Source organism: Streptomyces sp. NPDC002787 (genome assembly GCF_053592095.1).
In genome coordinates this window covers 77164-102021 of sequence record NZ_JBSFVC010000020.1, presented here as the reverse complement: position 1 = coordinate 102021, position 24858 = coordinate 77164, and the positions used below count along the sequence as shown (strand labels likewise).

General features: G+C 71.5%; 18 protein-coding genes and 3 pseudogenes. 12 read left to right on the top strand and 9 right to left on the bottom strand.

The window, feature by feature from the left end; all coding sequences use genetic code 11:
• Positions 1 to 221: 221 nt before the first annotated feature.
• Positions 222 to 889: pseudogene (locus ACWD26_RS27065) on the bottom strand (response regulator).
• Positions 890 to 1207: 318 nt separating this feature from the next.
• Positions 1208 to 2642: pseudogene (locus ACWD26_RS27060) on the bottom strand (IS1380 family transposase).
• Between the two features lie 76 nt (positions 2643 to 2718).
• Here ACWD26_RS27060 and ACWD26_RS27055 point away from each other — a divergent pair.
• A pseudogene (locus ACWD26_RS27055) lies at positions 2719 to 2918 on the top strand (IS5/IS1182 family transposase); the annotation flags it as partial.
• Between the two features lie 33 nt (positions 2919 to 2951).
• Here ACWD26_RS27055 and ACWD26_RS27050 read toward each other — a convergent pair.
• Entirely contained in the window at positions 2952 to 3911 is a 960-nt protein-coding gene (locus ACWD26_RS27050; protein ID WP_451274374.1) for a nuclear transport factor 2 family protein, read from the bottom strand.
• A gap of 63 nt (positions 3912 to 3974) precedes the next feature.
• On the bottom strand, positions 3975 to 4700 hold the full coding sequence (locus ACWD26_RS27045; RefSeq protein ID WP_451274372.1) for a YceI family protein: 726 nt from the start codon (positions 4698 to 4700) through the stop codon (positions 3975 to 3977).
• Between the two features lie 293 nt (positions 4701 to 4993).
• On the opposite strand from ACWD26_RS27045, the gene ACWD26_RS27040 reads away from it, so the two are divergent.
• The 3 genes from ACWD26_RS27040 (at position 4994) to ACWD26_RS27030 (ending at position 8287) form a co-directional block, all read left to right on the top strand.
• Entirely contained in the window at positions 4994 to 5569 is a 576-nt protein-coding gene (locus tag ACWD26_RS27040; RefSeq protein ID WP_451274370.1) for a TetR/AcrR family transcriptional regulator, read from the top strand.
• Positions 5570 to 5717: 148 nt separating this feature from the next.
• A complete protein-coding gene (locus ACWD26_RS27035) occupies positions 5718 to 6629 on the top strand; it encodes an SDR family NAD(P)-dependent oxidoreductase (RefSeq protein WP_451274368.1) in 912 nt (303 codons plus the stop codon).
• A 173-nt stretch (positions 6630 to 6802) separates the two neighbouring features.
• The gene (locus ACWD26_RS27030; RefSeq protein WP_451274366.1) at positions 6803 to 8287 is read left to right on the top strand and encodes an aldehyde dehydrogenase family protein; all 1485 of its coding nucleotides are present in this window, start codon (positions 6803 to 6805) and stop codon (positions 8285 to 8287) included.
• Between the two features lie 99 nt (positions 8288 to 8386).
• On the opposite strand, the gene ACWD26_RS27025 is transcribed toward ACWD26_RS27030, so the two are convergent.
• Entirely contained in the window at positions 8387 to 9331 is a 945-nt protein-coding gene (locus tag ACWD26_RS27025) for a superoxide dismutase (protein WP_451274364.1), read from the bottom strand.
• A gap of 499 nt (positions 9332 to 9830) precedes the next feature.
• On the opposite strand from ACWD26_RS27025, the gene ACWD26_RS27020 reads away from it, so the two are divergent.
• Positions 9831 to 11288 carry an aldehyde dehydrogenase family protein gene (locus ACWD26_RS27020; protein WP_451274362.1) on the top strand — a complete coding sequence of 486 codons (1458 nt, stop codon included), beginning with the start codon at positions 9831 to 9833 and terminating at the stop codon, positions 11286 to 11288.
• 560 nt (positions 11289 to 11848) lie between these two features.
• Positions 11849 to 14056 (top strand): germacradienol/geosmin synthase Cyc2, encoded by a 2208-nt coding sequence (gene cyc2, locus ACWD26_RS27015; protein WP_451274360.1) that lies wholly within the window; start codon positions 11849 to 11851, stop codon positions 14054 to 14056.
• Here cyc2 and ACWD26_RS27010 read toward each other — a convergent pair.
• A complete protein-coding gene (locus ACWD26_RS27010) occupies positions 14044 to 14838 on the bottom strand; it encodes a CTP synthase C-terminal region-related (seleno)protein (protein WP_451274358.1) in 795 nt (264 codons plus the stop codon). The genes cyc2 and ACWD26_RS27010 overlap by 13 nt on opposite strands.
• Positions 14839 to 14947: 109 nt before the next feature.
• On the opposite strand from ACWD26_RS27010, the gene ACWD26_RS27005 reads away from it, so the two are divergent.
• Positions 14948 to 15817, top strand: a complete 870-nt coding sequence (locus ACWD26_RS27005; protein ID WP_451274356.1) for a LysR family transcriptional regulator — start codon at positions 14948 to 14950, stop codon at positions 15815 to 15817.
• A gap of 129 nt (positions 15818 to 15946) precedes the next feature.
• Here ACWD26_RS27005 and ACWD26_RS27000 read toward each other — a convergent pair whose 3' ends face one another.
• Positions 15947 to 16702, bottom strand: a complete 756-nt coding sequence (locus tag ACWD26_RS27000; protein ID WP_451274354.1) for a phosphodiesterase — start codon at positions 16700 to 16702, stop codon at positions 15947 to 15949.
• A gap of 185 nt (positions 16703 to 16887) precedes the next feature.
• On the opposite strand from ACWD26_RS27000, the gene ACWD26_RS26995 reads away from it, so the two are divergent.
• Both ACWD26_RS26995 and ACWD26_RS26990 read left to right on the top strand, forming a co-directional pair.
• Positions 16888 to 18048, top strand: a complete 1161-nt coding sequence (locus ACWD26_RS26995) for a M24 family metallopeptidase (protein ID WP_451274506.1) — start codon at positions 16888 to 16890, stop codon at positions 18046 to 18048.
• Positions 18049 to 18096: 48 nt separating this feature from the next.
• Positions 18097 to 19026 carry an aminoglycoside phosphotransferase family protein gene (locus ACWD26_RS26990; protein WP_451274352.1) on the top strand — a complete coding sequence of 310 codons (930 nt, stop codon included), beginning with the start codon at positions 18097 to 18099 and terminating at the stop codon, positions 19024 to 19026.
• 22 nt (positions 19027 to 19048) lie between these two features.
• Here the strand turns inward: ACWD26_RS26990 and treZ are convergent, their stop codons facing one another.
• Complete coding sequence (gene treZ, locus ACWD26_RS26985; RefSeq protein WP_451274350.1) at positions 19049 to 20794, bottom strand: malto-oligosyltrehalose trehalohydrolase; 1746 nt, start codon at positions 20792 to 20794, stop codon at positions 19049 to 19051.
• Positions 20795 to 20995: 201 nt separating this feature from the next.
• Here treZ and ACWD26_RS26980 point away from each other — a divergent pair, with 201 nt between their 5' ends.
• The 3 genes from ACWD26_RS26980 to ACWD26_RS26970 all read left to right on the top strand — a co-directional run bounded on the left by ACWD26_RS26980 (position 20996) and on the right by ACWD26_RS26970 (position 23467).
• On the top strand, positions 20996 to 21547 hold the full coding sequence (locus tag ACWD26_RS26980; RefSeq protein WP_451274348.1) for an FHA domain-containing protein: 552 nt from the start codon (positions 20996 to 20998) through the stop codon (positions 21545 to 21547).
• A 202-nt stretch (positions 21548 to 21749) separates the two neighbouring features.
• Positions 21750 to 23063 (top strand): M14 family zinc carboxypeptidase, encoded by a 1314-nt coding sequence (locus ACWD26_RS26975; RefSeq protein WP_451274346.1) that lies wholly within the window; start codon positions 21750 to 21752, stop codon positions 23061 to 23063.
• Positions 23060 to 23467, top strand: a complete 408-nt coding sequence (locus ACWD26_RS26970) for an SSI family serine proteinase inhibitor (protein ID WP_451274344.1) — start codon at positions 23060 to 23062, stop codon at positions 23465 to 23467. Before ACWD26_RS26975 ends, ACWD26_RS26970 begins: the two co-directional genes overlap by 4 nt.
• A 93-nt stretch (positions 23468 to 23560) precedes the next feature.
• Here the strand turns inward: ACWD26_RS26970 and ACWD26_RS26965 are convergent, their stop codons facing one another.
• On the bottom strand, positions 23561 to 24814 hold the full coding sequence (locus ACWD26_RS26965; protein ID WP_451274504.1) for a M14 family zinc carboxypeptidase: 1254 nt from the start codon (positions 24812 to 24814) through the stop codon (positions 23561 to 23563).
• Positions 24815 to 24858 lie beyond the last annotated feature (44 nt).

Below are 24858 nucleotides of genomic sequence, written 5' to 3'. Positions count from 1 at the left end.
CAAACGCTTCGGCGCCGAGGTCGCCGAACCGAAGGCCAGCTGCTGCAACAGTGCAGCAACGGCAAACCCATTCCCGGCAACACCCAAACCTGCGACTACCCGGTACCGCAGCCCATGAAGGTGTACGCGGGGCTGGGACACATGCACGCGGAGCGGATCGGCCCGGAGCGGTGCGGCTGGGAACTACGGTCGCGCCCCCGACGGACGCGCGAGACGAAGCGCTAAATCGGCCGGGTGAGTCTCAGGTCGTAGGCGAGGATGACGGCCTGGATCCGGTCCCGTGCGCCGATCTTGGCGAGGACCCGCCCGACGTGGGTCTGCACCGTCGACTCCGACAGCGTCAACCGTTGCGCGATCTCGCCGTTGGTGAGGCCGCGGCCGGTGGCGACGAGGATCTCGCGCTCGCGGCCGGTCAGGGAGTCCAGCCGGGGATCCTCCCGCACGGGCCCGCAGAGGTCATCGCCGAGCCGGTCGGCGAACGCGTCGAGCAGCCGCCGAGTCAGCGCCGGCGCGATCACCGCGTCGCCGGCGGCGACGGCCCGGATGCCGGCGAGCAGCTCCTCCGGGCGGATGTCCTTCAGCAGGAAACCGCTCGCCCCGGCCCGCAAGCGCGGCGAGCGCGTACCGGTCCACGTCGAACGTCGTCAGCACCAGGATCCGCGAACGCCCACCGGCGGCGGCGATGCGCCGGGTGGCCTCGATCCCGTCGACGCCCGGCATGCGGATGTCAATCAGCACCACGTCGGGATGCAGCTCGGTGGTCCACGGAACGGCCTCGGCGCCGTTCTCGGCCTCGCCGACGATCTCGGTGTCGGGGGTGCTCTCCAGCAGCATGCGAAACCCGAAGCGCTGCAGCGGCTGGGGCGTCCACCACGAGCACGGAGATCATGAATGGCTGCCTTTCAGGGGCGCGTAGACGGTCCAGCCGCCGTCCGATGCGGGGCCGGCGCTGACCGTGCCGCCGTAGGGCGCGGCGCGTTCGGCCATGCCGGAGAGGCCGAGACCCGCGTCGCCCGGCGATGCCTACTTCATACTGAGCGAACCTGAGACGACTTAACCTCGCCGTTTCGGTTGGGGTGATGAGACGTCGCTGTTCGTCTGCTGTCGCGTGGGCGGGGTGATTTCGTTGCCTGGGCATGGAGGAGTCCCGGCGCATGGTCGGGTTCTCCAAGGTCTTTCGGGTCGTGGGCGGTCGGGGGTTTGCTGGTCAGCCGGCCGGGCGGGGTAGTGCCGCGAGGCGCTGGAAGGCCGTGGCCAGTCCGTGTCTCCAGGGCCAGGTGGCCGATATCCGCAAGCGCAGACGCCGACCGCCGCGGGTGAGGCGGGCGGCGACGTGCAGCAGCCGGTAGCGGAGCTTCTTCGGCTCGGCGGTGGCCAGTTCCCCGTCCAACAGCAGGAAACGGGTCCGGGCCAGCAGGTCGATCGCTGTGAGGCTGAGTTCGAGCCAGAGGGTATTGACGCCGAAGTCGCGGGAGGGGAAGCGGCCGAAACCGGTGCTCTTGCCACAACGGATGCGGTCTTCGACGCATGCGTGCCCGCGGTGGCGGACTTCGAGGAACTGGGCCGAACCACCACCGGAGTAGGAGGTGTCGGTGAGAAACACCTGATGGCGCAGGCCAAGTCCTGGTCGAACAGGGACAGCTGGGCTCCGGGGTGTGGCCGCTCGCGGCGCACGATGATGCCGGTGCCGGCCCGTAGCCGTCCAGATCGACCATGCCGGTCAGCTCGGCGACCTCGGCGCCATCACGCAGCGTCTCGTCCTGGTCCAGGGCGGGATGCCAAAGGTCCTCGGGCATGGCCCGGATGGCGCGGCGGACCGGCTCGGTGATGGCGTATCCGACCGAGAAGAAGGTACGGATTCCTCGTTTTCGCATGTCACGGACGTGAGCGAGGAAGGCTTTCCCGGATCCGGCACTGTCGGTGCGGACCAGGATGTCGGTGCCGTGCCGGTGAGCGTCGGGGATCTGCGCGAGTGCCTGGTCGAACACTGCGATGTGGTCGGTGGCGGTGTTGGCGCCGGCGTTGCCGGGCGGCAGCCGCCCGGACAGTGCCTCGCCGGTGTTGGCCAGGAAGCACAGCAGCGGGTGGAACCCGAAACCACCCTTGTAGGTGGGCGCGGCCGCGTCTTTCTCGGAGTGGCAGGTGATCAGCGTGGCGTCGAGGTCCAGGACCAGGCCGGGCAGCACGCGCCCCGCAGCCCGGGCAGCGGGTATGCCCTCGCTGGTCTCGGCCGCCTGCAGCCAGGCGACCTCCCGGGCCGAAGCCCTGGCCGAGCGCACAGAAGCCAGTGCCCGCTCGTCAACGTCGGCGAGCAGCCGCCAGGCCGTCGGTGTCGAGGCGACCGAGCCGAACACGTCGGCTTGGTCCCGCAGCACGGCCAGGTGCGCGATGGCCTCACCGCCGTCGGCGAGCATCACCGCCAGGTCGGTGGCGATCCGTCCCGGATCATGTCCGGTCCCGCGAGGCCGCAGCGGCCTGAGAGTGGTGGAGTACGCGGCGGTCAGACCTGTGGCATCGGCAAGATCCGCCAGCAACCGTGCACCGGCATGCCCGACGACCCCCGAACCATCGGCACTGACATAGACGCTGGGACGCAACCAGATACCCTTCACGCAGAAAGTGCCCTCCGCCTGGACCGACAGAACCCCTCAGCAAGGTTCATCGTCCCAGGTCAGGAGCCACGTCGCGGCGTGCTTCCCCCGATTTGTGGCATCCGCCCCGGTGGTCGCCGAGCGAGGACAACCGCACGGCTCCGGCCTGGGCATCTTCCGCTGGGTCGTCGAACGCACCATCTCCGGGGCTCCACGGCTTCCGCCGCTTACGCGTCCGCTGGGAACGACGCGACGACCTCCACGAAAGCCTTCCTCGCCCTCGCCACCCGCCTGATCACCCACCGCCACGTCCCATGCCTTTGTTAGGCCTCTTGTAGCAAGCTTCGTGGTGGAACGGTCTCAGAACATGGTGTTGTCGTTGAGGGGCGGGGTCGACGGCACGTCCTGGACGGAGTCCCAGTGCTCGAGGATCCTGAGCGTGCCGTCCTTCTGCTTGCCGACGCGGAAGATGTCCACGACGGCCTGGCCGCGGTCCTCGGGGCTGAGGCGGTAGTGGGCGTGGATGGCCACGAGGTCGCCCTCGGCGATGACGCGCTTGCGTTCCACGGTCAGGTTCGGGAACTGCTGGAAGAAGTTGGTGAACTGCTCGCGCAGTCCGGCCGAGCCGTTGGGGATGGTCGGGTTGTGCTGGTAGTACTCCGGCGTCAGGTACCTGACCGCGTCGGGGTTCTTCTCGACGAGGAGTGTGTCGAAGTAGGCGGTCGCCACCTTCTGGCTGAAGGGGGTCATCCAGCGGGGGCCGGGCTGGTTCGTGCGCGGCCGGCTGACCGTTCCGAACATGTCGTTGCCGTTGACGGTGGTCTCCGGTACCTCCTGGACCACGTCCCAGTGCTCGGCGATCATGCCCTTCTTGTCGAAGCGGAAGATGTCGACCACGGACGAACCGCGGGTGCCGGGCTCGTAGACCGGGTTGGAGTGCACCATGACCAGGTCGCCCTGGGCGAGGACCCGCTTGACGTTGTACACGTGGTCCGGGAACTGCGCGGTCCAGTCGCGGATGAAGTTCTTGATCGCCTCCCGGCCGTCGGGGGCCATCGGGTTGTGCTGGATGTAGTCCGCACGGATGTACTGGTCGGCGACCCTGAGGTTGCCCTCTTCGAAGAGCTGCCTGAGTACGTGGACGGCGACGCGCTTGTTGCGCTCCTGGACGTAAGGGCTCGTGTGCCGGAAGTCCGCGACGGTCCGGGAGGATGTCGGGCCGGACGCGGTGGCGGTGGGTGCGAACCCGGCCACGGATGCGACGGTCGCCGTGGCCAGCAGAGCTGCGACGGCCTTCCTGGACAGGGAGGTGCTGCGCATGACGGTGTTCTCCCATACGGGTGCGATGAGTGATGCGTTACGTGGTGGCTGTGGGCGGCGGAATCACGCGGGGGTGAAGGCGAGGAGGAACTCGACGGTCCCCTCGTCCTCGACGGTGATCCCGCCGAAGTCCGGTGCGTCGATGCCGTAGTCGGCGAAGGTGACGGGGATCGAGCCGTTCACGCGGAAGCCGTCGGCGGTGCGCTGGGCGGTGAGGTCGAACGTGACGGGATTGGTCTGACCGTGGATGGTCAGATCCCCCGTGGCCTCGCCGGTGACCTGTTCGTTCACGTCCGGCACCGAGCCGAAGTCGACGGGCTCGGTGAGCTCGAATACGGCGTCGGGGTACCGCTCGGTGTTCATGATCCGGCCACGGAACTGGCTGTCGCGCTGGTCGGAGTCGCTTTGCACCGAGGCCAGGTCGACGGTGAAGCTCCCGCTGACAGCCCGGGTGCCCTTGATCTCCAGCTCTCCGGTGACCTTTTCGGTACGGCCCACGGCCATGACGTTCTGGCCGAAGAGCACCTCGTCGACGCGGTAGCCGGCCTGCGAGCCGCTGCCGACCCGCCACGCGCCCTCGACGCCCTCCCTTGCCTGCTCGCCGGAGCCGGAGCCGGAGCCGGAGGTGCCCTCCGGCGTGGTCGGTGGACTGTCGAGTGACAGCGCGGCTGGTGGGTCGTCCTGGATGTAGTTGATGTAGACGTACGGGCCTCCGACGCCCACGAGGGCGGCGGCGGCAACGCCGACGACCAGCCAGCGCTTCCAGCGTCCGGGTGTGGTCCGTGCCATTGGTTCCTCCGAGAGGCAGATAGCGGGTAGTCGATCTTGAAAGTAGATCTTGAAACTTCAAGTACTGGGCTGGAAAGTCCCCTGGGCCATGAATGCCATGGGGTCAGCCGTGGGCTGCGAGGGGCGTGATGGCCTCGGCGGCGGATCCGGCGTGGGAGGGGGTGGTGATGCGTGTGCTCGTGGTCATGTCGGCACGTACTCCCGGCTTGCTACGATCCAAAAATCGGAGACCCCTCCGCTTTGCTTGAACTTTAAACGGAGGGTCCTCCGATTGTCCAGGAGGAAGGAAGGCTGTGACCGGCAGCACACGCGGAATGCGTGCCGACGCGCGGCGCAACCGGCAACGACTGCTCGACGTCGCCGTGCGCGCCTTCTCCGAGCGGGGCACGGACGCGTCGCTGGAGGCCATCGCCAGAGATGCAGGTGTGGGCATCGGCACGCTGTACCGGCACTTCCCCACTCGGGAGGCCCTGATCGAGGCCGCCTACCGCAACGAGGTCGCACGGGTCTGCGACAGCGCCGAGGAACTGCTGGCGCAGTACCCGCCCGACCAGGCGATGCGGGTGTGGATGGACCGGTTCATCGACTATCTGGCCACCAAGCAGGGCATGGCGGACGCGCTGAAGGCCGTCATCGCCTCCGGCGACTCGGACCCGTTCGCCGAGAGCCTGGACCGGATCAGCTCGGCCATCAGCACTCTGTTGAAGGCCGGGGCCGAGGAGGGCGTCCTGCGCTCCGACGTCGACCCTCTCGACGTCGGCTTCAGTCTCGGCGGCATCCTGCTGATCACCACCGACAAGGGGCTGCGCGACCGCGCGGGCCGCATGCTCGATCTGCTGCTCGACGGACTCCGCTACCGCGCCGACTGAACTGGCCCCCTCCGAGCGCGACACATGTCCCGGTTCCGCCGGGACACAGGACGGCCGCCGAAACCGTCATCGGGCAGATCCTTCAGGCCCTGGGCTTTGCCTACGCTCCGGGGAAACGCCATACCGACTCCCTGCTCAGGAGGCCCACATGCTTGACGGCCGGGTCGCGATCGTCACGGGGGCCGGCCGCGGCCTGGGGCGGGCCTACGCCCGTGCGCTGGCGGCGGCGGGTGCCGCTGTCGTGGTGAACGACCTCGACGCCGACGTGGCCGCGGAGGTCGTCGAGGCGATCACCGCGGCGGGCGGCTCGGCCGTCGCCCAGGTCGGCGCGGTCGGCAGCTCCGAGTTCGCCGACGCGCTGGTCGAGCGGGCCGTCACCGAGTTCGGCCGCCTCGACGTGATGATCACCAACGCCGGCGCGCTGCGGGACAGGACGCTGCGCAACACCACCGACGAGGACTTCGACCTCGTCGTCACCAGCCATCTGCGCGGCACGTTCACCTGTGGCCGCGCCGCGGCGGCCCGCTTCCGTGAGCAGGGCGACGGCGGTCGGCTCGTCCTCGTGGGTTCACCGGCGGGACAGCGTGCCAGCTTCGGTCAGACCGCCTATTCGGCCGCCAAGGGCGCGATCGTCGCGATGACCCGTACCTGGGCTCTCGAACTCGCGAAGAACGACGTCACCGTCAACGCCGTCGTGCCGACCGCCCTGACCCGTATGGTCGCGACCATGCCGCGTGTCGGTGACCTCGTGGCGAAGGTGGACGCCGGCGAGCCGATTCCCGAGGGAGCACGGCGCCAGGGACTGGGCTCCCCGGACGACGTCGCACCGCTGATCGTGTACCTGGCGTCGAAGGAGTCGGCGGGCGTGACCGGTCAGGCCATCGCCGTCGGAGGAGACCGGATCGCCCTGTGGACGCACCCCACCGAGGTCGCGACACACCTCCGGCCGGGCGGCTGGTCCCCCGAGGCGGTGAGCGAGCTCTTCGCCGACACGTACGTGAACCGGCTGCAGGACTACCGAGCCACGCCGCTGGACCTCGAAGCCATCGAAGGCATCTGACCGTACGCCGCGACCGGGTACCACCGGGAACGTCCGGCCAACTCGTGCCGCGTCGGAACGTGGCCGGGCGGACGGCCCGATGGGTCAGTCGGGGGCGGCCGGGCATCCGACCGCCGCCACGTACCACCGCCGCCCGTACCACCGCCAGGAGAGACCACCGCCAGGAGAGCCGCATGTCCCAAGAAGTTGGCAGCAGATCACAGGAACCACCGGCCGCCGCGGTGCGGACCGGACTGCTCATCGACGGCAAGACCGTCGAGACCGACGCCCACACCGCCGTAAACGATCCCGCCGCCCCGGAGCGGATCGTCGGGTACGCCGCCGCGGCGACCCAGGAGCAGGCCCGCGCGGCGGTCGCCGCCGCCGACGCCGCCTTCCCCGGCTGGGCCGCCACGCCCGCCCGGCGGCGCGCGGAGATCATCGAGGAGGCACTCGGCCTGCTCGACGACAGCGCGGCCGACCGGGCGGCCCTGATGACCCGGGAGAACGGCAAGATCCTCTTCGAGAGCCAGGTGGAGATGGGGGTCTTCGTCGCACGTACACGCGCGGCGATCGCCCTGGTCGACACCCTGGACCGGGTGCGGCACCTCGACGGCCCGCCGCTGAACTCACGCATCCACCGGCTGCCCATGGGCGTGGTCACCGTCATCGTGCCGTTCAACTGGCCGATCGCGATCCTCGGAGCGAGCCTGCCCTACGCACTGCTCGCCGGGAACACCGCCGTCGTCAAGCCCCCGCCCACCGTGCCCTTGGCCATGGTGCGCACCCTGGAGCTGTTCGCCGCGGGACTGCCGGCCGGCGTGCTGAACGTCGTCACCGGCGACAACGACGCGGTCGCCCCGGTGCTCACCGACCCGCGGGTGCGGAAGATCGTGTTCACCGGCAGTACCGCCGCCGGCCGGACCATCATGACCGCCGCCGCGCAGAACCTGGCCTCGGTGACGCTGGAACTCGGCGGCAACGATCCCGCGATCCTCCTGGACGACGCCGATCTGACCGAGGAGCACATCGGCCGTCTGGCACAGGGCGCGTTCCTGACGAGTGGTCAGGTGTGCATGGCGGTCAAGCGGCTGTACGTCCACCGGTCGCGCTACGACGAACTCGTCGACAAGCTGTCCGTCTCCCTCGCCGCCCACCGCCTGGGCCCGGGGTCCGATCCCGCCTCGACGATGGGGCCCCTCAACAGCGCGGCCCAGCGCGACAAGGTGGTCGCCATGCTCGCCGAGGCGGCCGACACCGGGGCCGAGATCCGCGAACTGGGCACGTCGGACCCGGGCGTCGCCTTCTCCGGTGGGCACTTCCTGCGTCCGACGCTCGTTCTCGACCCCGACCCCGGCCTGCGGATCGTCACCGAGGAGCAGTTCGGCCCCGCGCTGCCGATCCTGCCGTTCGACGACCTCGACTCCGTGGTGGACCACGTCAACAACGACTGGTCGGGGCTGTGCTCGTCGGTCTGGAGCGCCGACCCGGTCCGTGCCTCGGCCGTCGCGGAGCGGCTGCGCACCGGCACCACGTGGATCAACCACGCCAACGCCGTCGTGTGCGACGACCGGGCCCCGTTCGGCGGTTTCCGGCAGAGCGGCATCGGACGCGAGATGGGTCCGGACGGCCTGCTCACCTTCACCGAGGCGCACACCGTGACGGTGCCGGGCGCCTGAGCCCTTCTCCCGCTCTCCTCCTGACTGTGCCCCGGAACGCGTCGGCGTCCGGGGCACAGTCAGGAGCTGATCGCCCAGTGGACGACCGTCACACGAGCGTCACGCGAGCGGTACGGAGACCGCGTCGTACGGGGTGTCGGCATCCCGTACCGGAGCGTTGAAGCGAGAGTTGGGCAGGTACAGGCGGCCCCGGTACACGGCGGCGGTGGTGGGCAGGTCGAAACGGTCGTCCCTGATCACGCCGATCGCGGTGCCACGCGTTCCCGACTTGTTCAGCCGGATGACGTCCACCTGGTTGGGCGTCGGCTGGACCACGTAGAGGGTGCGGCCGACGAGGGCCAACCCGTCGCCGCCGGGCAGGGTCGTTGTACCCAGGTCGACCTGTCGGGCCACGCCGGTGCGGGGGTCGACGCGCATCAGTGAACCGCCGCCCGCGGCCGCGTTGGTGACGAGCAGGCCGCTGCCGTCGGGGGTGCGGGCGATGCCGTTGGCGGTGAAGCCGGACTGCACCCAGTCACCGCTCAACTCGACGGCCTCGGGCGTGCCGAGACGGCCGCGCCGCCCCAGCGGCAGCCGGTGGAGGCGTGCGCCGAAGGACTCGGTGAACCAGGCGGCGTCCTCGGTGAGCACGACATCGTTGACGAAGCTTCCGCTCCCGCCGACCGTGTGGGAAGCGAGCAGCCCACCGGTGCGGGCGTCGACGACGCGCAGGTCGCCGCTGCTGCCGCCCGCCAGGAACAGCCGGCCCCACACGTCCAGCTTCAGTCCGATCGTCTGGCGGCCCAGCCCCGCGTGGACCACCTTGCCCTCACCGCTGGTGAGATCCACCCGGTATACCCCGCCGTTCGCGATCGAGCCGAAGTAGGCGTACGGCCCGGAACCGATCGCGATTCCTTCCGGCTCCCAGCCGTTGGGCAGCGAGAACCTGGCCGGCCAGGACCGCGAGTCTCGACCGGCCGCCCGGGCCGTGCCGCCGAGCAGCGCGAAGGCACCCAGGGCGGCGCCCGCGCCGAGTATCTGCCTGCGTGCGAGAGAGCTTTCCATGGAGTGTGTCCTTCCTCGGCAATAAAAGACGATGGACATATTCTTGAACTTTCAAGATCTATACCGCCAGCGACAAATGTCCCGACTCGCCCTTGGTCGTATGCCTCAAGCGGCCACGTGCGCAGCCATGACGGACCCGGGCGCGGCTTGCCCGCAGCGCACAGAACATGAGGGGCGACCGGTCGCACCCCTGTGGCCGGTCGCCCCGGTCGGTGTCACGCGGGCGTGGCCGTGTGGGCGACGGCGCCGATGCTGCCCGTGATGGCCGTGTCGTCCGTCGCGCCGGTCGGTGGAAGCCATTGACTCCTGAACAGCGGGCCCCACGAAAGTCGGATGTCGTGAATGGCGTACGTCATCTGTCTCCACTTGCCCCGCTGTCGTTCCTGAGCCCTTTGTTCGGCGGCAGTGCGCGGTCATCATCCGAGACCTGCCGGTCGCAGTGGCGCGGCCGGCTCGGCACGGTGACGGCCGCGGGTCGCACCGAGAAGGCGAGCGGATCATGAGTGTGCAGCGGCCGCACATCGAGCCCGGTGCGTTGTTCATCGCCGGAGAGTGGCGGGCGCCTGAGGCCGGGGGACGGCGTGATGTCCACGACCCGTCCACGGGCGAGGTCTTCACCACGGTCGCGGAGGCCGAGCAGGCCGATCTGGACGCCGCGGTGGCCGCCGCCCGCGAGGCGTTCGACGAGGGGACGTGGCCGGGGATGCCGGCCCGCGAGCGCGCTCGTGTGCTGCACCGGGTGGCCGACCTGATCCGCGAGCGGGCCGACGAGATCGCCGCCGTCGAGAGCCTGGACGTCGGCAAGCCCGTCACGCTGTGCCGGGCGGTGGACGTGGAGACCGCGGCGGAGACCTACGAGTACTACTCGGCGCTGGCGCAGAGCCTGGACGGGGCCACCCGGCAGATCCCGATCCCCGCCCACGCCTACACCCGGCGGGACCCCGTCGGCGTGTGCGGGCTGATCACCCCGTTCAACTTCCCGCTGATCCTCAGCTCGTCCAAGCTGGCCCCCGCGCTGGCCGCCGGCAACACTGTCGTGCACAAGCCGGCCGAGGACACGCCGCTGAGCGCGTTGCTGATGGCGGACATCCTCACCGACGCCGGTGTGCCCGCCGGTGTCGTGAACGTGGTGACCGGCGGTGGCGCCATGGGCGGGGCCCTGCTGCGCCACCGCTCCGTGGACAAGATCGCCTTCACGGGTTCGACCACAATCGGACGTCTCGTGGCGGGCGCGGCGGGCGAACAGCTCAAGCCCGTGACCGTGGAACTGGGCGGCAACGCCCCGCACATCCTCTTCGAGGACGCCGATGTGGAGAAGGCGGTCGGCGCGGTCATCAAGGGGTTCGTCTACAACACCGGGCAGTTCTGCATGGGCGCCCCCCGGCTGCTCGTCCACAGCTCCCTGCACGACACGATCGTCGGCATCCTCACGCAGGCCGTACCCGGCGTACCCGTCGGCGACCCCTTCGACCCGGCCACCGTGGTCGGCCCGATGGCGGGCGTGCGGCACCTGGAGAACGTCGAGAAGTACGTCGAACTCGCCAGGAAGGACGGCGGTCAGGTCGTCGTCGGTGGTGAACGACTGGAAATCGGCGGGGGCTACTACTACAAGCCCACCGTCATCACCGGACTGGACAACGATGCCCGCACCGTGCAGGAGGAGGTCTTCGGCCCGGTCCTGACCGTTCAGTCCTTCGACTTGGAGGACGAGGCCGTCGCGATGGCGAACAGCACGCCGTACGGGCTGGCCGCCGGTCTGCACACGTCCGACCTGGCCCGCGCCCACCGTGTCGCCGCCCGTCTGCAGGCCGGCATCGTCTGGGTCAACGACTGGGCCATGCTCGACCCCTCCATGCCGTTCGGCGGCGTCAAGCAGTCCGGCTACGGACGCGAGTCCGGCCCGGAGGCACTCCAGGAGTACACGAAGATCAAGTCGGTCGTCATATCCCTGGCCTGAGCCGGAGAGCCCTGTGTGTCCCCCTGCCTTGTACGAGGCAGGGGTAACGAATCAACTATGGAAACGGCAGATCCTTCATGGGGCAGGCAGAGGGAAGGGGCGAGTCGAGTACGGAAGGAAGGGGGAGCCGGGAGCAGGCGGTCAGCCGAGCGTCTGCTCGGACACCTGCCACAGGCGTGCTCGAGGCCGGTCAGCGGTTGTCGGCGTGCTGTGAACCGTGACCCCCTCGGGGGCCTTGGGTTCTCACGCTTGTCGCAACATTCCTTGATCATTGTGGAATGTTGACGGCGAGGCGGGGGCGCAAGCGCGAGCTGGAGCTTGAGGCTGAGTGCTGGCGGCTACTGGCGGCTACTGGCGGCCGGGGTGGGCAGCGTCGAGGCGTGCGACGATCTTCACCGAAGTCATCCACCCGCGACCGGCACGAGTATTCGAGAACCCCGCGCACACCAGACCTGTGAGCTGCAACTTCACGATGCGCACTGCTCATTGGAATTCACGCGATGGTGTGATCATGTCTCCCCGTTCGGATGCCGGTCCCAGGGCACGGGTAGGCCCCGGCCATGACGCAGCCGTTCGAACTCCCGCACTTCTACATGCCGTATCCCGCGCGGCTGAACCCCCACCTCGAAGAGGCCCGTGCCCACTCGAGCGGCTGGGCCCGGGAGATGGGCATGCTGGAGGGCTCCGGCGTATGGGTACAGGAGGACCTGGACGCGCACGACTACGGTCTGCTGTGCGCCTACACCCACCCCGACTGCGACGGTCCGGCACTCTCGCTCATCACCGACTGGTATGTATGGGTGTTCTTCTTCGACGACCACTTCCTGGAGCTGTTCAAGCGCTCCCAGGACCGCGCCGGCGGCAAGGCCCACCTCGACCGCCTCCCGCTCTTCATGCCGCTGGACCTCTCGACCCCCGTGCCCGAGCCGCGGAACCCGGTGGAGGCGGGCCTCGCCGACCTCTGGGCGCGTACGGTTCCGGCGATGTCGATGGACTGGCGCCGTCGCTTCGCCGTGGCCACCGAGCATCTGCTCAACGAGTCGATGTGGGAGCTGTCCAACATCAACGAGGGCCGGATCGCCAACCCGGTCGAGTACATCGAGATGCGCCGGAAGGTCGGCGGCGCGCCCTGGTCCGCCGGTCTGGTCGAGTACGCGACCGCCGAAGTCCCGGCGTCCGTCGCGGAGTCGAGGCCGCTCAGGGTCCTGATGGAGACCTTCTCCGACGCCGTCCATCTGCGCAACGACCTGTTCTCGTACCAGCGGGAGGTCGAGGACGAGGGCGAGAACAGCAACGGCGTGCTGGTCCTGGAGACGTTCTTCGACTGCGGCACCCAGCAGGCCGCCGAGACGGTCAACGACATCCTGACCTCCCGACTGCACCAGTTCGAGAACACCGCCCTCACCGAAGTGCCCATGCTGGCCCTGGAGAAGGGCCTCACCCCGGACGAGGTCGCCGCCGTCGCGGCGTACACCAAGGGGCTGCAGGACTGGCAGTCCGGCGGCCACGAGTGGCACATGCGCTCCAGCCGCTACATGAACGAAGGGGCCGCCTCCGCACGCGGCCCGCTCGACTTCGGCGGCGCGGTCCTCTCCGGCCCCGCGCTGGTCACCCGGCCCGGGTTCGGCACGTCCGCCGCCGACATGGGCGCGCTGCTCGCGACCGCCGCGGCGGAACGGCTGCGCGCCCATACGCATGTGCCGTACCAGAAGGTCGGGCCCTCCCTGCTCCCCGACTTCTACATGCCGTTCAAGGTGGAGCTCTGCCCGCACCTGGACGCCGCCCGTCCCCGGCTCACCGCCTGGGCGCACGCGGTGGGCATCCTGAGCGAGGGCGTCTGGGACGAGGAGCGGCTCGCCGCCGCCGACCTTCCGCTCTGCTCGGCCGGCCTCGACCCGGACGCGACTCCCGAGCAACTGGACCTGAGCTCGCAGTGGCTGGCCTGGGGCACCTACGGCGACGACTACTACCCGCTCGTCTTCGGCCACCGCCGGGACCTCGCCGCCGCCCGCCTGACCACGGCCCGGCTGTCCGACTGCATGCCCGTGGCGGGCGAGGCGGTCCCCGTCCCGGCCAACGGCATGGAACGGGGACTCATCGACCTCTGGGCGCGTACGACGGCGGGAATGACCCCCGACCAGCGACGCGGCCTGAAGGCGTCCGTCGACAAGATGACCGAGAGCTGGGTCTGGGAGGTGTTCAACCAGATCCAGAACCGCGTCCCCGACCCCATCGACTATCTGGAGATGCGGCGCGCCACCTTCGGCTCCGACCTCACCCTGAGCATGTGCCGCATGGGCCACGGCCCGCAGATCCCGGACGAGGTCTACCGCAGCGGCCCCGTCCGCTCACTGGAGAACGCGGCCATCGACTACGCGTGCCTCATCAACGACGTCTTCTCGTACCAGAAGGAGATCGAGTACGAGGGCGAGGTCCACAACGCGATCCTCGTCGTGCAGAACTTCTTCGGCTGCGACTACCCGACCGCGCTCGGTGTGATCCACGACCTGATGACGCAGCGGATGCGGCAGTTCGAGCATGTCGTCGCCCATGAACTCCCCACCGTCTACGACGACTTCGCGCTGTCGGAGGAGGCGCGGGCCATCATGGACGGCTATGTGACGGACCTGCAAAACTGGCTGTCGGGCATCCTCAACTGGCACCAGCGGGTCGACCGTTACAAGCCCGACTTCCTGGCCCGCCGAGCCCACGGCTTCGTCCCGGACCGCCCACCGGCCCTGTCGTTCGCGCCGGTTCACGCCGGCTGACTCGCCGCCGCCCGGGTCGCGTGTTCGACCGCGGCCCGGGCGAACGCCCGCACGACGGGATGCGGCCGGCTCCCGTCGCCGGCGAGTTCCGGCTGGAAGAGCGTCGCCAGGAAGAAGGGGTGGCCGGGCAGTTCGGCGATCCGGGCGTACCCGTCATCGTCGTGCCCCGAGAAACGCAGACCGTGCGCGTGCAGGGTGTCGAGGTGCCGGGTCGGGCCGTATGCGCAGAAGTACCGCTCGACCGACCGCTCGGCGTTCATCACGGACTGTGCGAGCGAGCCCGGCTCGATGACGACCGTCGCCTCGTGCCCGACCAGGGAACAGGCGAGCGGCTCGATGAGGAAGTCCTCGGCGCCCGGCTCGTTCTCGGCGTGCGCGACCCGGGTCAGACCGCACACGTGCCGGGCGTACTCCAGCAGGGCGTGCTGGAAGCCGCCGCACGTGCCCAGGAACGGGATGCCCTCCTCGCGGGCGGTCCGGATCGCGGAGAGCACACCGGCCTCGCTGCGGTACGGGCTCCCCGGCAGCACCCACACCGCGTCGAAGCCCCGCACGGCTTCCGCGTCGGCTGCGGCGTCCTCGGACGGGATCCAGTAGGCGTCGAGGACGAGCCGGTCACGCCCGGCGAGCGCGTCGAGGACCAGCGGGACACGGCTGTGGGAGACCACGTCGGGGGAGCGGTCGCCGACGAGGGCGACCCGCGCGGACCGGGCGGTGGAGGCAGCGGACGCGGAGAAGGCGGAGAGGGCCGAGGAGGCGGGCTGAGCCGCGCTGTTCGTCATACCCGTCATCCTGGGCGCGGCCTCGACTTCACGTCCAACGTTGATTTCTGCATCCTCGATAAGCGTCACTGATGGCGTCGCTGACGCACCATGCGCGATCCTCTCCGTCATGGATCCGCATCTCCTGCGCACGTACGTCACCGTGGCCCGCCTCGCTTCCTTCTCGGAGGCCGCGCGCGAGCTGGGCTACACCCAGTCCGCGGTGTCCCAGCACATCGCGGCCCTGGAACAGGACCTCGGCGCCCCGCTGCTGACCCGGCGCCCGGTCCTCCCCACGGCCGCGGGCGAACGGCTCCTCGAACACGCCGGGCCCCTGCTGCTGCGCCTCGACGCGGCCCGCGCCGACGTCGTACGGATGGCGGCCGCCCCCGAGCACGGGCTGACCCTCGCGGTGACCCCGACGGCGCTCGGCCCTCGTACGATCGCCGCCCTGCCCGCCGCCGGGGTGACCCTGCGGACCCTCGCCCGCGACGACATCCCGGCGGCCGTGGCCACGGGCACGGCGGACCTCGGCCTGGTCGACGGGCTCGCCGCCCCCAGCGACCCGCTCCGCCTGCCCGACGTGGCCCCCCTGACCACCCGGGGCGTCGGCGAGGAACCCGTCTGTGTGCTCCTCCCGGCCACCCATCCCCTCGCCCGCCGCCCCGGACTCCGCCTCGCCGACCTGGTCGACGCCCGCTGGCTCGACGCCCCCGCCGCGGGCCTCCCGCTGGACCGGCTCCGCACCACGAGCGGCAGCGGAGGCGTCCGCACCGCCCTCCGCTACGAGGGCACCGACCTGCGGACCCTCACGACCCTGGCCGCCGCCGGCCACGGACTGACCGTCCTGCCCCACGGCTTCGCCGCCGACGTCCCCGGCGCGGTCGCCGTCCCCCTCGTCGAACCACGCCTGGTGCACCGCACGGAGCTGGTGTACGGCGGCACGCCGAGCGGAGCGGCGGCAGCACTGGTGAGCGAGCTGGCCCCACAGCCGAGGTGACGGAGCGTCGGTCTCACTCTTTCGTGGCTCGTCGCGCCGTAGACGCCCGGTAGGCCCGGGGACGGCCGGCCACCAGGCCCGGCACGGTGATCGGCCTCCCGCACGCCTCCCGCACGCCTCCCGCGCCCCCTACGCGGCCACCCTGAAGTGGCTCGTCAGCCGTCCCTCGTCGTCCAGTACGTGGAACGCGAGCCCGGGCGGCGCCTCCCGGTCCGCGACCTGCTCGCCCTCCCAGGGCAGCCGCAGCGTCCAGGTGACGCCGGGTCCGACGACGAGCGGGCGCCCGGCGAAGGTGGTCGCGGCGGGTGTGTGGGCGTGCCCGGTGACGAGCCCCGCGATCTCCGGCCGACGCTCCAGGAGCCGCGCCAGCGTGGCGGGCCGGCCCAACTGGTAGGCATCCGGCAGGGGATGGTGCAGGGTCACCGGCGGGTGGTGGAACGCCAGCAGCACTGGCCGGTCACCGTCGAGTTCGTCGAGGGTGTCCTCGATCCAGGCGTACGTCTGCGCGTCCAGCTCGCCCTCGTCCTGCCCCGGAATGCTGGAGTCGCACATCAGTACGGCCGCGTCCGTGAAGACGTGCACGCTGTTGACCGGCCCGTCGGCGGCCGGCTCCCCGAGCAGCGCCTTGCGATAGGGCGCCCGGCTGTCGTGGTTGCCCGGGCAGGTGAGCACCGGGAAGGGTGCCCCGCCCTCCCGCAGGCCCAGGATGCGTGCCGTCTCCTCGTACTCGGCCTCCGTGCCGTGGTCCGCGATGTCCCCGGTCACCAGCAACGCGTCCACCCGCCCCGGCAGCCCCCACAGCAGATCCCGCACCCGCTCGGCCCGACGGGTCGCCCGCTCGCTCCCGTCCATATGCAGATCACTGATGTGCGCGAGTACGAGCATCGTCGTACGCCTCCCTCACGGCGGTGACTTAACGGAATGGTCGCATCCAAGCATTAGATCTAACGGCTGAGCAATTCTCAAGCATTAGGCCGCCGACGCCACGGCGCAATCGGCTCGCGTGTGGTGCGGCGGAGGGGCAGGATGCTCCCCGTAGCCCCAGGGAACTCCGAGCACGCGGAGGCATGATGACCGGCACGCCCAGCGACGGGCCCGCGACCGGCACGACCGGTGCCGCGCCCACTCCCTTCACCGCCGACGACTACCGGGCCCGGATGCGGCGGGCGGCGCGGGCCGCCGCGGAGGCCGGGCTCGACGGACTGCTGGTCGCGCCCGGCCCGGACCTGGTGTGGCTGACGGGGCACCGGCCCCCGGAGACCGAGCGGCTGACGATGCTGGTGCTGCGGGACGGCGAGGACCCGGTGCTGGTCGTGCCCACCCTGGAGGCCCCGGACGCCGCTGAGGCACCCGGCGGGCCCGCGCTCACCCTCCGCGACTGGACCGACGGCAAGGACCCCTACGAGGCGGCCGCCCCCCTCCTCGGCCCACGCGGCCGCTTCGGCGTCAGCGACAACACCTGGGCACTGCACCTGCTGGGCCTGCGGCGGCGGCTGCCCGGGACGACGTACGTCGCCCTCACCGAGACCCTGCCGATGCTGCGGGCGGTGAAGGACGCGGCCGAACTGGAGCGGATGGCGGCGGCGGGCGCCGCCGCCGACCGGGCGTACGAGGAGATCCGCCGGGTCCCCTTCGCCGGGCGCCGGGAGACCGAGGTCGCCGCCGAACTCGCCGCGCTGCTGCGGCGGTTCGGGCACGCACAGGTCGACTTCACCATCGTCGCCTCCGGCCCGAACGGCGCCAACCCGCACCACGAGGCGGGCGACCGCGTCATCGGGCACGGCGACATGGTGGTCCTCGACTTCGGCGGCCTCAAGGACGGCTACGGCTCCGACACCTCCCGTACCGTCCACGTCGGCGAACCGGCCGCCGAGGAGCGCGAGGTGCACGACGTCGTACGCGCCGCCCAGGAGGCCGGCTTCCGCGCGGTACGGCCGGGCGCCGCCTGCCAGGACGTCGACCGGGCCGCCCGCGCGGTCATCACCGAGGCCGGGTACGGCGACCGCTTCATCCACCGCACCGGGCACGGCATCGGCGTCACCACCCACGAGCCGCCGTACATGATCGAGGGCGAGGAGCGGCCCCTCGTGCCCGGCATGTGTTTCTCGGTCGAACCCGGGATCTATCTGCCGGGCCGGTTCGGCGTACGCATCGAGGACATCGTGACGGTGACCGAGGACGGCGGCCTGCGCCTCAACAACACCCCGCGTGAGATGGCGATAGTGGAGTGACCGACCACGTACCCCCGCTCCCCTGAACCCCCGGACGACGGCGCGACCATGACCCAGGCACCGACACCCACCGCGGACAGCGTCCGCCGGCTGGTCCGTTCCCTGCTGAAGAACGGGGACGGCCGGCGCGGCGGCGAGGGACCCGACGTACGGCCCGTCGCCGGGGACGAGACGCACCGCACCTGGTGGGTCGGCAACCGTCATGTGCTGCGCCTCGCGCCCGACCGGCACGCCGTCGGGCGGCAGCGGCGTGAACTGCGGCTGCGGGACCTGGTCCGCCCGCACCTCGGCGTCGCCGTCCCGGTGAGCGTCGCCCACGGCGAATGGGCCGGGGGCCTCACCTACACGCTCGACACGAGACTCCCGGGCGGTACGGCGGAGGCCCACGACGTGTCCGCCGTGGGCGAGGACGATCTGGCGGGACTCCTCACGGGGCTGCGCGACGTGCCGCCGCGGCAGGCCGAGACGCTGGGGGTGCCCCGGCTCGCGCCGCGCTCGCTGGAGACGCTGCGTACGGCCGCGGGGCGCGCGGCACGGCACCTCGCCGAGGCCGACGAGTTCGATGCGGCCCGGCTCGGGCAGCTCACGCCGGCGACTGCCGCGCAACTGGCCGCGCCGGCGGCGGTCCTCGTCCACCACGGGCTCACGGGCGACCACCTCGTCGTCAGCGCCGACGGGCGGGTCCGGGGGGTCCTCGGCTGGGCCGACGCGGTCGTCGGCGACCCCGCCGAGGACATCGCCGGCCTCGCCACGGCCGTCGGCTCCCCGGCCGCCGTCCGCGCCGCGACCCTGGCGGGCTACGGCGCCCGCCCCTGCCTGCGCGGCCTCTGGCTGGCCCGCTGCGACACGGTCATCGCCCTGTCGGAGGGCCTGCGTGGCCGCGCGTCCGCCCCTCTCCCGGTCCTCCGGGACCGCCTGCGGCGCACGTGGGAGGCGATCCTGCTGGAGAGGGTGACGGATCTGCGGGGCGAGGACTGACGCTCGTTCGCGTAGCTGAGAGTCACGCCACCGTCAGCACCACACACGACTCCCCGCCCAGGGTCAGCACCCCGTCCGCCCCCGGCGCCTCCACCGGATCCCAGGACGCCAGGACGCGCGCATGCGGCACCCCGACCGGAATCGCGGCCGTCTCCTTGCCGAGGTTCAGCGCCACCCGGACATCCCCCCGCCGGAAGCCGAACCAGCCCGCCTCCTCGTCGAACGCGACCTTGACGTCGGAGAGGTCGGGGTCGGAGAGGTCGGGGAAGGCGCGCCGGAGAGTGATGAGGGTGCGGTACCAGGCCAGCATCCGGGCGTGGGGCTCACGCGCCGGCTCGGACCAGTCGAGGCACGAGCGGTCGCGGGTCGCGGGGTCCTGCGGGTCCGGTACGTCCTCCTCGGCCCAGCCGTGCGCCGCGAACTCCCGGCGCCGCCCCCGCCGTACGGCCTCGGCGAGTTCCGGATCGGTGTGGTCGGTGAAGAACTGCCAGGGCGTGGAGGCGGCCCACTCCTCGCCCATGAAGAGCATGGGGGTGAAGGGGCCCGTGAGGACGAGCGCGGCCGCGCAGGCCAGCAGACCGGGGGAGAGGGAGGCGGCGAGGCGGTCGCCCTGGGCGCGGTTGCCGATCTGGTCGTGGGTCTGGGTGTAGCCCAGCAGACGGTGCGCCGACACGCTCGTACGGTCCAGGGGGCGTCCGTGGCGGCGCTCCCGGAACGACGAGTACGTGCCGTCGTGGAAGTAGCCGCCCGTCAGCGTCTTCGCCAGACCGGCCAGGCCCGCGCGTGCGAAGTCCTCGTAGTAGCCCTGCGACTCACCGGTCAGGGTGGTGTGCAGGGTGTGGTGGAAGTCGTCGTTCCACTGGGCGTGCAGCCCCAGGCCGCCCTGGGCGCGCGGGGTGACCAGGCGCGGGTCGTTCAGGTCCGACTCGGCGATCAGGAACAGCGGCCGGTCCACCTCCTCGGCGAGCGCGTCCACCGCTGTGGACAGCTCCTCCAGGAAGTGCAGGGCCCGCGTGTCCCTGAGCGCGTGGACCGCGTCCAGGCGCAGACCGTCGAGGCGGTAGTCGCGCAGCCAGGCCAGGGCACTGCCCAGGAAGTACGCCCGCACCTCGTCCGAGCCGGGCGCGTCCAGGTTGACGGCCGCGCCCCAGGGCGTGTGGTGCCGCTCGGTGAAGTAGGGGCCGAAGACGGGGAGATAGTTGCCGGAGGGGCCGAGGTGGTTGTGCACGACGTCGAGCACCACCCCGAGACCCAGCTCGTGCGCCGCGTCCACGAACCGCTTCAGCGCCTCGGGACCGCCGTACGGCTCGTGCACGGCCCACAGGCAGACGCCCTCGTAGCCCCAGCCGTGCGTCCCGGGGAACGGGCACAGCGGCATCAACTCGACGTGTGTGACGCCCAGTTCGACGAGGTGGGGGAGACGCCCGGCGGCCGCGTCCAGTGTGCCCTCGGGGGTGTACGTGCCCACGTGCAGCTCGTAGAGCACCGCGCCCGGCAGCCCGCGCCCGGTCCACGGAGCGCGCCACGCGTACCGTCCGTGGTCGACGACCGCGCTCAGCCCGTCGGGGCCGTCCGGCTGGCGGCGCGAGCGCGGATCGGGCCGTACGGGGCCGTCGTCGACGGCGAATCCGTACCGCGTGCCGTCCGAGGCGTCCGCCTCGGCCGTCCACCATCCCGGCCGCCGCGGATCGCGCTCCATCGCGTGCGTGGCGCCCGCGCGGTGGAGTGTCAGTCGGTCGGCCTGCGGTGCCCACACCTCGAACTGCACGGAACGGTTCTCCCTCGGCTGCCGGTCGTGGTCCTGGGTAGTCAGAGGCTTGCCCGTCCATCGTGCGGCAAACGGGACCGGCACGCGCTCGGATCGGTGCATTTGCCGCGCGAGTCGTCCTGTCCTCCCGCATGTCCGCGGATGGTCACCGTTTACGGGTTGTCTGGACACCTCCGGCCCCCCTGACCGACAATCACCTGCGTGACGTCGTCCTTCGAGTTCCACACGTACCCCGCGCGGTTGTCGGACGCGGAGCGCGACCGCGCGCTGAGGGTGCTCCGTGACGGCGTCGCGCTGGGCCGGCTGTCGCACGACACGTTCATCCGGCGGATGGAGCTGGCGCTCATCGCCCGCCGCTCCGACGAACTCGCCGCCCTCACCGCCGACCTGCCCGCCGAGAACCGCTGGTCCCGGCTGGTGCTCGGCACCGTCGGCGCGGTCTCCGGCTTCGGCGTGAAGCTGCGCCGGGCCTGGCAGGCCGAGCGGCTGCCCAAGCTCCAGCTGCCGCACCCGGCGAGCGGCCACGGCCTGCGCATCGGCCGCGACCCCGCGAGCGGACTCCGGCTCAGCCACGAGACGGTCTCCCGTGTCCACGCCGAGCTGACCCGGCAGGGCGGCATGTGGATCCTGCGCGACCTCGGCTCCACCAACGGCACCACGGTCAACGGCCGTCGGGTGATCGGTGCGGCCGTCGTGAAGGACGGCGATCAGGTGAGTTTCGGCCGGATGACGTTCCGTCTCTCCTCGGAGTGACCGCACCATCGACCCCACCACGAAGCTATGGCCTGGGATTTACGCAGCGAGTTTCTCAACTGCCCTTCCCTTCCAAGGTGTTGACGTACCTTCTCGGCCATGACTCACTGTGCTTACACCATGCACACCAGGTGAACCGACGACACCACATCCGTGGAGGTGTGCCCTGCCGCCACTCCTCCGCTACCCCACTGTGGACGAGTTGTCCGCCCGCGCAGCGGCACTCGCCGCCCGACATCCGCACCGCGCCCGGCTGCGCCGCGTGGGCACCTCACGGGCGGGCACACCGATGTGGCTGCTGTCCGTCGGACGGGGCAGCCGCCACACCCTGATCGTCGCCGGACCGCACGCCAACGAACCCGTCGGCGGCGCCACGGTCCTCAGACTCGCCGAACGGGCCCTGGCCGACCCCCGGTTGACCGACGCCGCCGACACCACCTGGAACCTGCTGCTGAGCCTCGACCCCGACGGCTCCCGCCGCAACGAGGGCTGGCTGTCCGGCCCGTACACCCTCGGCCACTACTTCCGGCGCTTCTTCCGCCCCGGCTTCCTGGAACAGCCCGAGTGGCTGCCCGACGGCGCCGCCGGAGCCGCCCTGCCGGAGACCCGCGCCCTGCTCGACCTCCAGGACGAACTGCGGCCCTTCCTCCAGTGCTCGCTGCACGGCGTCGACGTCGGCGGCGGCTTCGTCGAACTGACCCGTGAACTGCCGGGCCTCGTCCAGCGCGTCGCCCACACCGCCGCCCGCCTCCGTATCCCGCGCGAACTGAGCCCGTACGACACCCTGTACTGGCCCTGCCTCGGCCCCGCCGTCTACCGCATCCCGCCCCCGCGCCGGGGCGATCTGGCCGCCGCCATCACCGAGGCGGCGGTCGAGTCCACCTGGTACCACCCGCACCGCCACGGCACGGTCACCGCCGTCGTCGAGGCCCCCATGTGGGGCGTCACCGCCGTCGAGGACGCCTCCCCGTCGCCCGACGCCGACGCCGTCCTGCGCACCGTCAGCCGCACCCTGCGCCGCGACACCCGACTCCTGGAGGGCATCCTCACCCGCATCCGCCCCTCGGTGAGCGGCGGCCCGGACGCCGCCCGGCTCCTCGCCCCGGTCGACGACTACCTCCTGGTCGCTCCGGGCGTCGCCGACTCCTGGGACCCCGACGTCCACGACGGCGCCGCCCGGCCGCTGCCCCCGCTCGACACCGCCCGGCTCACCACCCTCGCCCTCTCCGGCCGCCGGGTCGCCCTGCGCACCGCCGGCCTGCTGCACCAGTTGGTGACCCGCGCCGGACACGACCCGGCGGGCGCGCTGCCCGAGCTGGACCGGCTCGTCGACGAGTGGTGCGCCGACTACCGCGACGGCTACGGGGCGCGCTGGATCCCCGTCGCCCGCCAGGCGGAGTACCAGGCCCGCGTGGTCCTCGCCGCGTTCGAACTGGCGGCCGGGCGCCCACACGACTCCCATTCGGGTGAGCCGGGATGGAGTTCCGAGCCCGCCGTGCCGATGCACCGGGAATGACGAACCCCACCCACGCGGTACGCGCCGGTCTGCTGGCCGTCCTCGCGCTCCTCACCCTCGGCGCCTCGGCCCCCGCCCCGGCGACCGCCGTCCAGGGAGACTGGCTCTACGTCACCCTCACCCGGGGCGACGCCCACCCCTCCGACACCCGAGGCACCCTCCTGCTCTGCGACCCGCCCCAGGGCCACGGCCGGGCCGGCGAGGCCTGCGCGGAACTCCACGGGGCCGACGGCGACATCACCCGCATCCCCCACAAGGACGCCATCTGCACCCAGATCTACGCCCCCGTCCGGGCCACGGCACAGGGCTGGTGGAACGGCCGAACGGTCACCTACGAGCAGACGTTCGTGAACGGCTGCGTGATGACGGCCCGGACAGGAGCGGTGTTCGCCCTGTCGGACTGACCGGCGCCCCGGAAGGGGCGCGGGGAACCGCGCGACCAGCCCCCACGCAGCCGCAGCCGCCCCACCACACACCGGGGCGCCCCGGTAGCGCCCTCAGCCCACCCCGTCCGGCCGCGCGTACAAGGCAGCCGCCAGCACCGTACGCACCTGATGCTCGACCTGGTCGCACACCGGCACCCACCGCGCACGGAACCGGTCGGCGAAAGACTCGCACCACTCGGTGACGAGCTCTTCTAGGAGGGGCGCCCCCGGGTCGTCGGCATCCACCAGGACCCGCCGCAGCATCGCCGCGGCCCGCAGCGGAAGCCGCCGCCCGAACGCGTCCACACTGCCGACGTACGCCGTCGACAGGTCCGGCGGCGGCCCGTCGGTCCAGTCCCGCGCCAGCCCGGGCACCAGGGCCAGCGCCCACCGGGCGGCCCGCAGCAACGGCCCCTCGGGACCCGGCAGCCGGGGCAGCGCCTCGGCGAGGACCCGCTCCACCCGGCCCGTGTCCGTGAGGAGCCGCCGCGCCAGATGCCGCAGCGCCGCCGCCGGGGCCGGGTGCGGGGCGATGTCGTCCACCAGGTCGCTCGCCCACATCGGCACCTCGACGACCGCCGTCAGACCGCCGTACCGGTGGGCGTGGTACCAGGTGCTGTGCCGGGCGTCGTCCGGCATGCTCGGGTACGCGGCGTGGTTGCCGGGCCGTGGCATGACGAACACACCGGGCCCGGACACGGGCCAGCCGGCGGCATCGGAGGCGCCCCTCTCCACGGGTATGCCCAGCTCGGCCGCGGACTTGGCGAACGGCTCGGCGAGCCCCGGCAGGTCCTTCGTCAACTGCACCCAGCTGCCGCCGAGATCGGTGCCGTGCAGGGTCACCTGGAGGTAGGGCCGCAGCTCGTCCAGCACGCTCAGCAGGGCCCGCGTCTCGGGCGGCAGCCGGTCCGGCGCCAGCACCGACGGCGACCACTCCGGCTGCTCGGGACCGGCCGGCCGGAAGAATCCCAGGTGGTAGTCGAGGAGGGTGCGTGGCGCCAAAGGCGTGTGCAGGCTCGCCCCGTCCGGGTCCGCGCAGAGCACGAAGTGCCAGGAGACACCGGCCCGTAACTCCCGCTCCCGCGCGACCCGTTCGGCCAGCGCGAGCACCGTGGAGCCGCCGGCCGGTTCGTTCGCGTGGGCGCCCGCGACGACCAGGACCGCACGTCTGGCGTGGCCCACGGACAGCAGCCGCAGCGGCCGGCCCCCACGTGAGACACCGATCCGCCGCAGCGTGCACAGCCCCGGCCGACGGGCCGTCAAGGCCCGTGCCGAGGACTCCAGTTCCGCCACCGTGGGATAACCGAGCTTCAACAGGAGACCCACCCCCGTCCAGTCCACCTGGCATCAGCATCCGCTCCACCGGACCG